At 50.5% G+C, this 10,236-nt stretch carries 8 protein-coding genes; 4 read left to right on the forward strand and 4 right to left on the reverse strand.

What is annotated here, in order from left to right:
- Window positions 1-497: 497 nt before the first annotated feature.
- Window positions 498-833, reverse strand: a complete 336-nt coding sequence (locus tag ACRCZA_RS00845; protein ID WP_438672597.1) for an FKBP-type peptidyl-prolyl cis-trans isomerase — start codon at window positions 831-833, stop codon at window positions 498-500.
- Between the two features lie 147 nt (window positions 834-980).
- Between ACRCZA_RS00845 and trxC the strand changes: the two genes are divergently transcribed.
- Window positions 981-1,403, forward strand: a complete 423-nt coding sequence (gene trxC / locus ACRCZA_RS00850) for a thioredoxin TrxC (protein ID WP_438672598.1) — start codon at window positions 981-983, stop codon at window positions 1,401-1,403.
- A 126-nt stretch (window positions 1,404-1,529) separates the two neighbouring features.
- Here trxC and ACRCZA_RS00855 read toward each other — a convergent pair whose 3' ends face one another.
- Window positions 1,530-2,948 carry a DASS family sodium-coupled anion symporter gene (locus ACRCZA_RS00855; protein ID WP_438672599.1) on the reverse strand — a complete coding sequence of 473 codons (1,419 nt, stop codon included), beginning with the start codon at window positions 2,946-2,948 and terminating at the stop codon, window positions 1,530-1,532.
- Between the two features lie 783 nt (window positions 2,949-3,731).
- On the opposite strand from ACRCZA_RS00855, the gene ACRCZA_RS00860 reads away from it, so the two are divergent.
- Both ACRCZA_RS00860 and ACRCZA_RS00865 read left to right on the forward strand, forming a co-directional pair.
- Entirely contained in the window at window positions 3,732-4,928 is a 1,197-nt protein-coding gene (locus ACRCZA_RS00860; protein WP_438672603.1) for an MFS transporter, read from the forward strand.
- 396 nt (window positions 4,929-5,324) lie between these two features.
- The gene (locus tag ACRCZA_RS00865; protein ID WP_438672600.1) at window positions 5,325-6,212 is read left to right on the forward strand and encodes an SPFH domain-containing protein; all 888 of its coding nucleotides are present in this window, start codon (window positions 5,325-5,327) and stop codon (window positions 6,210-6,212) included.
- 114 nt (window positions 6,213-6,326) lie between these two features.
- Here the strand turns inward: ACRCZA_RS00865 and ACRCZA_RS00870 are convergent, their stop codons facing one another.
- Together ACRCZA_RS00870 and zntR are read right to left on the reverse strand one after the other, a co-directional pair.
- Window positions 6,327-7,847 (reverse strand): SO_0444 family Cu/Zn efflux transporter, encoded by a 1,521-nt coding sequence (locus ACRCZA_RS00870; protein WP_438672604.1) that lies wholly within the window; start codon window positions 7,845-7,847, stop codon window positions 6,327-6,329.
- A gap of 45 nt (window positions 7,848-7,892) precedes the next feature.
- Window positions 7,893-8,381, reverse strand: coding sequence for a Zn(2+)-responsive transcriptional regulator (zntR, locus tag ACRCZA_RS00875; RefSeq protein ID WP_438672601.1), 489 nt, complete (start codon window positions 8,379-8,381; stop codon window positions 7,893-7,895).
- A gap of 319 nt (window positions 8,382-8,700) precedes the next feature.
- On the opposite strand from zntR, the gene purH reads away from it, so the two are divergent.
- Window positions 8,701-10,236, forward strand: a 1,536-nt coding sequence (gene purH / locus ACRCZA_RS00880) for a bifunctional phosphoribosylaminoimidazolecarboxamide formyltransferase/IMP cyclohydrolase (RefSeq protein ID WP_438672602.1), incomplete at its 3' end; no start/stop codon positions are given.

Raw genomic sequence — 10,236 nt, forward strand, 5'->3', positions numbered from 1 at the left:
CCAAGAAAAAACCGTTAATGTCTGCCAAAGAAAAAAGAGCAGCCAAGCACGCTAAAAAAGCGTCTAAGGGTTTCTTAGAAAATACTAAATAAAGTTAATGGTTAATTTAAGGTGCGCATTAAGATTTAACGGATCGAATAAGTGTAAGTCCATTAAGATCATTTAACTGCTAGCACAACCGATTAAGGGTTAACTCAGGTTAACCCTTTTGATTTTCTGCAAGCGCCTAATTGCACTAACGCACTAACGCAACGACCTTGCTACCTCCGCCTAAAGTCTGCCATCCCACGCCGATACTATTTAAGCTAACGATTTAAGCCGAATCGCTAAATGAGGCGAAATAGCTAAATTAGGTGCAATCACTAAGTTAAGCGAAATGCTAAGTTAAGCGAAATAGCTAAGCCGATGGCTAAGGCGATACTCCAGATTACGAGTCTAGGCCGCAAGCACATTAAGGCTCCAAGCCGCGTAAGCGACTCGCAGCTCCAAGAGCGGGATCAATCGCGGGTCAGCACTTCTAATAGCTCAATCTCAAAGGTGAGATCAGAGTTTGGCTTAATGTGAGCCCCTACCTGACGCTCACCATAGGCTAAGTGCGCTGGCACGATCAATTTACGCTTGCCGCCCACCTGCATACCAATAATCCCTTGATCCCAGCCCTTAATCACTCGCCCAGTCCCTATCACGCATTGAAAGGCCTGGCCGCGATCATAGGAAGAATCAAATTGAGTCCCATCCTGTAAAAAACCGCGGTAGTGCGTGGTGATTAAGGCGCCTTTGACCGCCGCTTTACCTTCACCAACCACTAAGTCGATCACTGTTAATTCCGTCATGTATGTCATCTCTTACTTGTGCTATCAATCTACGAAGGTAGATTTTACCACTGAGCTCCCCATCATAAAAAGGCTTGCATTGCCCTTTAAAGCGCCTGCCGGGATCCCAATATCAATAGCATCCCTGTTAAGTTCTGGAGCTTTGCCATGATCATTGCCTGCCCTCATTGCGATACCCTTAACCGCGTGCCCAAAGAAAGTGCAAATCAGCGGCCTAATTGCGGTAAATGTAAACGGGCTCTGTTTAACGCCGCCCCAATCACGCTCACTCAGGCCAATTTTGTTAATCACGCGCACAAATCCGAATTGCCCTTAGTCGTGGATTTTTGGGCGAGCTGGTGCGGCCCCTGCAACAGTTTTGCACCAATATTTACCCAAGCGGCGCAGGTTTGGGATGGTCACTTCCGCTTTGGCAAAATTAATACCGAGGAGGAACAAGCCCTTGCGGCGCAGTTTGGGATCCGCTCGATTCCAACGTTAATGATCTTTAAGCAAGGGCAGCTGCTCGCGCAGCAGGCTGGGGCATTACCCAAAGCCGCCTTTGAGCAATGGCTCAACAATTATCGCTAGCCGAGTGCTGTGCACCACATCAGCAATACTATCGCCATTAAAATGGCCATACGGTTGCCATCACCCTCTCCCTCGACTAAGCCAAGCTAAGTTAAGTTAAGTATGGTGATGGCCCACATTCACGCTCTACACCTCCCAAAAGGTATGCGCGATCACACCTAATACCATCATACTCAATAGGTTAATGATCATCCCGGCGCGCACCATTTCCGACTGCCTAACATGGCCAGAGCCATACACTATCGCATTAGGCGGCGTCGCCACCGGCAACATAAAGGCGCAGGAGGCCGCAATCCCAATCAACACGGACAACATCACTGGCGATACGCCTAATGCCTCTGCAATTGCGGCAAACACTGGCACTAACAGCGCGGCGCTGGCCGTATTGCTGGCAAATTCCGTTAGCATCACCACAAACGCAATCACTGCAAACACAAACAGCGACATATGGGTACTGCCAAAAATATCCGTCATCCAGTGGGCTAAAAACACACTGGTGCCGGTGCTTTTTAGCACCGCACTTAAGGTTAAGCCGCCACCAAAGAGAATTAGCACTCCCCAGTCGGTGGTGGATTCGATTTTTTTCCAGTCTACGAGTCTTAATCCGGCAAGCAACACCACTGCGCCAAGGGCCACGATAGTATCAAACTGGCTGATCCCGCCAAGGGCTTGAGCTAAAGGCACGCTGAAGATCCAGCAGCATACCGTTGCCAAAAAAATCACTAGGGTAAGTTTACCGCCGGAGGTCAACGCCTGCGCCTCAACCTTCACCTCACAGGTCATTGATAAATCTGGCTTAAAATACCAATATAGGGCGATAAGCATCATAGGTAACATGAGGATCACGGTAGGAATGCCAAACTTCAGCCAATCACTAAAACTGAGGCCAACCTGCGCCGCAGCAATTGCATTCGGCGGACTCCCCACCAAAGTGCCAATACCGCCAATATTGGCTGAATACGCAATACCAAGCAGCAAGAACACATAGGTGTTACGGAAGACTTTACTATCTAATTGCTGCAAAATGCCGAGTGCCAATGGCAACATCATCGCCGTGGTCGCCGTGTTACTGATCCACATCGATAGCAATGCGGTCACCCCAAATAGCATGAAACAGGCCGTACTCAGCTTTCCCTTTGAAGCCAGCAGTAATTTTTGCGCGATAAGCGTATCAATTTTTTGATGGTGCAACGCGGCGGCGAGCACAAAACCACCAAAGAATAAGTATATGATTGGATTTGCAAAATTACTCATGGCCTCCTTAGTTTCAAATACGCCAAAGCCCACAGCCAAAATAGGCACGAGGATCGCAGTGATACTGATGTGAATCGCTTCTGTTAGCCAAAGCACAGCCGCAAACACTAAAATGGCCAGCCCGGTATTAACCCCCGGTTCAAAGGGTAGGCCGTAATACAAGGCCAATAACAGTAGAATATCCCCGAATAGGATCAGCATGTTACGCTTATGGGAACCAACCTCTACCGCCGGGGGAGGTGATTGCGTTGTCGTTGATTGGATGATCTGAGTGGGTTGCTCTAAAGCCATAGTCACTACCTTAATAGCATTACATTAGCCCCGAATTTATGGCATAGGTCACAGATGGCAAAGCGCTTTATTTTGTTCTTTTACAACCAATAACTCAGCTACATTCATCGACTTGCAACACGAAAAAACCGAAAATATTACTCATGTCACCCGAAAATGCCATAAACTAACGTAGGAAAACTTCAAAATGGCCCAACCCCGCGCAAATGAGGTTGAAACTGTAATTGAATAAAGGCGCAAAATTGTGACAACCATCAACAAACCGCCCGAAGCAAACTGATACAAATCAAGCTTTATATTTATTCACTCAACCATATTTTGTATGAGTAAGCCCCTAAAATCGGCCACATTCGTCATTGCAGGATTTTTTGACCTGAGTTTAGCAAAAATTGACCTTTGCCTTTGGCTGGCATGACCTTTAAACAGGCATGATTTTTAAAATGGCATGATTTCAAATGGCATAGCTTTTAAACAGACAAGCGAGCACTAAGGATTACAACTCGTCACAAGAGTAAGGATTATTGAGTAAGAGCATCAAGCTAACAAACTTTACTCCCCCGGCATCCCCCTCTACAATCCCCGCCCCCAAAACAGGGCTTCCTCGTTAAGAACGGCTCCTCGTGAAGCATGAAGATCATTACGAGATATAAAGATCGTCAACAAGCAAAGAGTTAAGAGTTAAGCGCTGCTCCTCATAAAGATCTGTAGTAAAAGAGCTGGGGTGAAAAAGACTTTGGCGCAACATTCCTCCCAATTAAAGAGACTGTAGTGAACCCTTCTTCCGTGAAAAACGCCTCCTTAAAAAATGGTTCGTTAACCAATAGCGCATGCACTGCCTCGCCTCAAGCTGCCAGCCTATTTGTCCCGGTCACAGGCTTAAGCTTATTTGCCTTAGCATCGGGGTATTTGATGAGCCTGATCCCGCTGTCGCTAAGCTATTTTGAGCTTAGCCCCAGCCTGGCTCCCCTGCTTGCCAGCATTTTCTACTTTGGCCTATTACTGGGCGCCCCCTGTATTGCCCCTGTCGTTGCGCGTATTGGCCATAGCAAAGCTTTTGCCTTGTTTTTGAATCTGCTGCTTTGCAGCGTATTGGCGATGATACTCGTGCCTCAAAGCACAGTGTGGTTAATCTCGCGCCTGATCGCAGGGATTGCTGTCGCCGGGGTATTTGTGGTGGTCGAGTCTTGGTTACTGATGGCCGACACTCCAACGCGACGAGCTAAGCGGCTGGGACTTTATATGACAGCCCTTTATGGTGGCACAGCGATAGGACAGCTCGCCATTGATTACCTCGGCATTCGCGGCAATCTACCTTACTTAGTGATCATGGGCTTACTGCTCGCGGCCAGCTTACCCGCATTGCTGATCACTCGCGGCCAACCCGCGAGACACGAGCAACATGCCATCACCTTGGCATCCCTCAAACACTTAAGCAAGCCGGCGATAATCGGTTGTGTTGTCTCCGGATTATTGCTTGGGCCTATCTATGGGCTACTGCCGATGTACATTTCTTTGCAGATGGGATTTGCGCTGCAAACGGGCCAATTTATGGCGCTGGTGATCATCGGCGGTATGGCGGTGCAACCATTGGTCAGTTACCTCTCACCGCGATATTCAAAACATGGGTTAATGGCCGCCTTTTGCCTGCTTGGCACGATAGCCTTAGGTTTGCTGACCCAATCGTCACTCATAGAATTACGGCTTGGATTTATCCTGCTAGGCGCCAGTGCCTTTGCGCTCTATCCCATCGCCATTAGCTTAGCCTGCGACCACTTACCGAGCAGCCAACTGGTCAATGCCGCCCAAATCATGTTACTCAGCTATTCTGTCGGCTCGGTAATCGGGCCGCTGTTGGCGAGCAGTGTTAGCCAACAGCAGTACGGCTTATTAATCTACCTTGGGTTAAATTGCATCCTGCCATGCATTTACTTTGCAAGCCGAGTATTCGTCAGCACGTCACCACGCACATCCGTACTTTAAAGCGGCCAACGGGGCCTGCGGGCCTGTCTATGCAGGCACTGGCTGTGCTGGCCGCGTCTGCCAGTGCACGCAATGTCGGTGCACGCAACGTTGAGCCAAAAAATGGCCAGCATCACCATCTAAGGCAAAAGGCCAGTAACAGACTCTGCCCTGAATGCCAGTTCCTCACACCCGCTTCTCAGCTTAAGCCCACACTCAGCCACTGTTAACGGATTGTTGTCAACCATCCAGCCTTAAGTTACATTCAGCAAGGAAGGGCAGCCTGCTGCCGCCCAGCTAACTAAACGCTCAAGTTAAACACGCATCTCTTAAAAAGGCTGATTATTTAACAAAGACGGATTGCACAGCCCCGCCACGGTTGAGCAATGGTAACTCCCCCCACGCAAGGAAAGCTAAATGATAAATAGTGACGTTAAGATACTGAGTTCGGCCACGCTAACCAAGATCATTCCTCTAGGTATCCTCTTGATCTTACTCATCTCACTCTTTGGTAGCTGGTATACCGTCGACCAAGGTGAGCGGGGCGTTATACTGCGCAATGGCAAGATCATCGGTACCGCGGAGCCTGGACTTGGGTTTAAAATCCCGGTATTTGACTCCGTCGAAAAAATCTCGACCCAGACCCATACCGCCACTTACGACGCACTCCAAGCCTATAGCCGCGATCAACAACCAGCGACCCTTAAAGCGTCTGTCACCTATAGTGTACCGCCGGATCGCGTGGAAGAAGTGTATGCCAACTTTAAAAGCATCGATACCATGGTCGCTCGCCTGCTCGATCGCCAAGTCCCGACTCAAGTAGAGAATATCTTTGGCAAATACACGGCCATTTCGGTGGTGCAAGAGCGGATAAAATTCGGTATCGATGTGACTAACGCCATAAGCCAGTCACTAAAAGGGCCGATCGAAATTACCTCAGTTCAGATTGAAAACATTGACTTTTCTAACGCCTATGAAAAATCCGTCGAGGACAGAATGCGCGCCGAAGTCGAAGTGCAAACCCAATTACAAAATTTAGAAAAAGAGCGCGTCAGTGCCCAAATCGTCGTCACCCAAGCTCAGGCTCAAGCCGACTCCCAATTAGCCCGCGCGAAAGCGGAGGCTGAGAGTATTCGTATTAAAGGGAATGCCGAAGCTTCGGCAATTAAAAGTCGCGCCGAGGCGCTGGCGCAAAATCAAAACCTAGTAGAACTGACTAAGGCCGAAAAATGGAACGGTACACTGCCCACCACCGTCTTACCCAACGGGACCCTGCCCTTTATCGACGCCAACAAAGCCAACTAATTTAGCCAATTCGTTGTAGCTTCATGCCATAACGCTCCCCGCATGCCGGGGAGCGTTAGCATCTGTAGATAGGAAAAGCGGGCAAATCACGCCAGCATGAAAGATAGGTAGCAATTAGGAGCAGCAATCACTCCGGCGCCAGACGCTTCTTGGGATCTTTTCAAAAATCGCCTTCGCCATTAAGAGCGCCAAGAGCACACCCGCCGCCACCATTAAGCCATGGGGCAACACATGATGCTCCTCACCAAGTTGTGGCATAACGACAAACCCAAAAGTGGCCACGAGATAATTCACGATAAGCCCTGCGATAAACGCCACACCAATCACCCCGCCAAGGTAGCCAAAGAGGGCACGCTTACCCAGTTCCTTGGTCACCACCCCTAAGGTCGCGATATTGGTCGCGGGGCCCGCCAGCATAAAGACCAGCACCGCGCCTGGGGAAACGCCCGCCAGTAACAAACCCGCCGCAATGGGCGTTGATGCCGTCGCGCAGATATACATCGGGATAGACACCAGCACCATCACCACCATGGCGAGCATGCCATTGCCCCACTTCACTAAAAAGTCAGTCGGCACATAGGTTTGTACTAAGGCCGCAAAGAACAAGCCCACTAATAACCACAAGGTCGTGTCGCGCACTAAATCGGTAGCGGCATAGTGCAGCCCGGAGCCGATGCGGCTTAATATCGAGCGCGACTTGAGCTCAGTCGCGATATCTTGGGTGGATGCACAGCAGCTGTCACCCTGAGATTTATCATTCGCCTGCGCACTGGTACTGGCACAGCAGGCGCCTTTTTTCACGACCACCACTTTTTCAGGCTCAGCAGCTTGACTGCCACAGCACGAGCCCACGCGTTGAGCGGCAACCGGGCTGTTCCGTCCCTCTGAGCCCATCATTTGGCCACCAACCGCCACGACATTTGGCGCAGCCGTCATTAAACTTGGCGTAGCGGTCATCAAACTTGGCGTAGCCATGGGCGTCAGTTTCAGCGTCGGCTTGGCCGTTTGAGTGGCATCATTGCCACTATTATTGCCACAGCAGGAGGCTTTTACGGGCGCCATTGCAAGCGCCGTCGTTGGGGCGCAGCAGCTGTTTGTCGGCTCAAGGCTGACCCTCGCCGGTGACACCGCCGATTGAGAGGCGCAGCAAGAGGCCGCTGGCGCTTGGCTAGCGCACACCGGATCCGTCGCTAACGCTTTGTCTGATGCCGCGCCCGCCTGCGTTACGGCTTTGATATCGTCATCATCACGGCCAACCAACAACCCCGCGACAATCGCACTGCAAATCGCCGCAATCGGCCTTACTATCGCCATAAAAGGGCCGAGTAACACATAAGACACGGCGATAGAATCGACCCCAGTTTCAGGAGTCGACACTAAAAATGAGGTGGTGGCCGCCTTAGAGGCACCCGAACGGCGCAGCCCCACCGCCGCCGGAATGACCCCGCAGGAACATAAAGGCAGGGGCGCGCCGAGTATCGCCGCCTTTAACACCGCCTTAATCCCATGGCCACCCAACTGCTTTTGCATCCACGCCATCGGCACAAACACCTTAAGCAGCCCAGCTAACGTTAAACCTAGCAATAGCCAAGGTGCTGAATCTAAAAACAAATCAATAAAATTTTTCAATAACATCATTCACTTCCTTAGCGGGCGATAACAAACGCCACTCTGCTTGGGTTAAACATCGCGCTGTGGTTTAACATCAGCCGTTTGAGCGTCGACAGCTTGATAGGCATCCAAATGGGGCTCGGCGTACACCTGCGCGGAACTTGACTCTAACGCCGCCAAAATCGAACAATGCTCGGCACTGCGCGGCCCGCCACAGCAGGCATCCGCCAAAGTTTGTAAACTGGTTTTAAAATGAGTTAATTCAGCAATTTTCGCCTCCACCTGAGCCAATTTATCCTCTACCCGCCCTTTGACATCGGCACAGGCCCAGTTGGATTTATCCAGATCGATTGACAGCAACTCGCTGATCTCACTTAAGGTAAAACCTACCGCTTTGGCACGCAAAATAAAGCGCAAGCGCGCCGCATCTGCCTGCGTGTAAACTCGGTAGCCCGCATCGGTTCGGCTCGAAGGCGAGAGCAAACCGTGTTTTTCATAAAACCTGAGAGTATCGGCCTTTACTTCGCATAAATCCGCCAACTCACCAATTCGATACATAACATTCCCCTTGCGCTTATCCGCAGGCACAACAACGCTCTCTCGTTAGAGACGAGTATAAACCTTAGAGCCTACTCCAAGGTCAAGCAATAATTTCAGCTCATTTTTGCGCTAGGCGATTGGGTTGTTCTGATATCAATATTGTGAAATCACACAGAAAAGACACCCAAAAAGCCCGTTTTACGGTAGAATACGCGCGCCTGACGGTGGGACCAAAACGATAACGAGGACCAAGGGGCTTTTGGAAAGCGGTGCAAGCGTACACTGTTCTGTTTTCCGAAAGATCCTTGACACTACAATAACTGGACCCTGTACCCAAATGACTGTTGTAACTACTGCCAGACCCATTCGTCGCGCGCTGTTAAGCGTTTCAGATAAAACCGGAATTCTCGAGTTCGCCAAAGCATTACACGCCCAAGGCGTTGAACTGCTGTCAACTGGCGGCACCGCTCGCCTGTTAGCGGATAACGGTGTGCCTGTTATCGAAGTCTCTGACTATACAGGCCACCCAGAGATCATGGATGGTCGCGTTAAAACTCTGCACCCTAAAGTGCATGGTGGTATTTTGGCGCGTCGCGGTCTTGATGAAAATGTCATGGCGGCCAACAATATCAATGCCATCGATCTGGTTGCAGTTAACCTCTACCCCTTTGCCGACACGGTTGCTAAAGCCGGTTGCACCTTAGAAGATGCCATTGAAAACATCGATATCGGTGGTCCGACAATGGTGCGCGCTGCGGCGAAAAACCATAAAGACGTGACTATCGTGGTGAATGCGGCCGATTACAATCGCGTCTTAGCTGAAATGGCCGTCAACCATGGCAGCACGACTCACGCGACTCGTTTCGATTTAGCGATTGCCGCCTTCGAACACACAGCGGGTTACGATGGCATGATCGCCAACTACTTCGGCACTATGGTTCCAATGCATAGGGTTCCAATGCATAAGGTGCCTGCGCACAGCACTGACGAGTGCTTCGATGATTCTCTTTCTGTTGAAGGATCTAAGTTCCCACGCACCTTCAATACGCAATTAGTGAAGAAGCAAGATCTGCGTTACGGTGAAAACAGCCATCAAGCGGCGGCTTTCTATGTTGACACTAAAATTGATGAGGCCTCAGTCGCCACTGCCGTTCAGCTGCAAGGTAAGGCATTGTCTTACAACAATATCGCCGATACCGATGCCGCCCTTGAGTGCGTTAAAGAGTTCAGCGAACCCGCTTGCGTTATCGTTAAACACGCTAACCCCTGTGGTGTCGCACTGGGTAAAGACCTGCTCGATGCCTACAACCGCGCCTATCAAACCGACCCAACCTCAGCCTTTGGTGGCATTATCGCCTTCAACGGCGAGTTAGATGCAGCCACCGCCAGCGCAATCGTTGAACGTCAATTCGTTGAAGTGATCATCGCGCCAGTTGTGAGCCAAGGTGCCCGCGATGTGGTAGCTAAGAAAACCAACGTGCGTCTGTTAGAGTGCGGCCAGTGGAATACTAAGACCCAAACCTTAGACTACAAACGCGTTAACGGCGGCCTGCTGGTGCAAGATCGCGACCAAGGCATGGTTGGTTTAGACGACATTAAAGTCGTGACTAAACGTCAACCGACCGAGAGCGAGCTGAAGGACTTAATGTTCTGCTGGAAAGTGGCTAAATTCGTTAAATCTAACGCCATTGTTTACGCCAAAGACGGCATGACCATCGGTGTTGGCGCAGGCCAAATGAGCCGCGTTTACAGCGCTAAGATTGCGGGTATCAAGGCCGCCGATGAAGGCTTAGAAGTGGTTAACTCTGTGATGGCGTCCGATGCCTTCTTCCCGTTCCGCGACGGTATTGATGCCGCAGCGGCAGCGGGCATC

Origin of the sequence: Shewanella sp. (assembly GCF_051658185.1) — a bacterium.
GTDB lineage: Bacteria > Pseudomonadota > Gammaproteobacteria > Enterobacterales > Shewanellaceae > Shewanella.

Bases quoted from the DNA above. Each gene is read 5' to 3' on its own strand.
- ACRCZA_RS00845 (WP_438672597.1), bottom strand. From the start codon at position 833: ATGACGGAATTAACAGTGATCGACTTAGTGGTTGGTGAAGGTAAAGCG.
- trxC (WP_438672598.1), top strand. From the start codon at position 981: ATGATCATTGCCTGCCCTCATTGCGATACCCTTAACCGCGTGCCCAAA.
- ACRCZA_RS00855 (WP_438672599.1), bottom strand. From the start codon at position 2,948: ATGGCTTTAGAGCAACCCACTCAGATCATCCAATCAACGACAACGCAA.
- ACRCZA_RS00865 (WP_438672600.1), top strand. From the start codon at position 5,325: ATGATAAATAGTGACGTTAAGATACTGAGTTCGGCCACGCTAACCAAG.
- ACRCZA_RS00870 (WP_438672604.1), bottom strand. From the start codon at position 7,847: ATGTTATTGAAAAATTTTATTGATTTGTTTTTAGATTCAGCACCTTGG.
- zntR (WP_438672601.1), bottom strand. From the start codon at position 8,381: ATGTATCGAATTGGTGAGTTGGCGGATTTATGCGAAGTAAAGGCCGAT.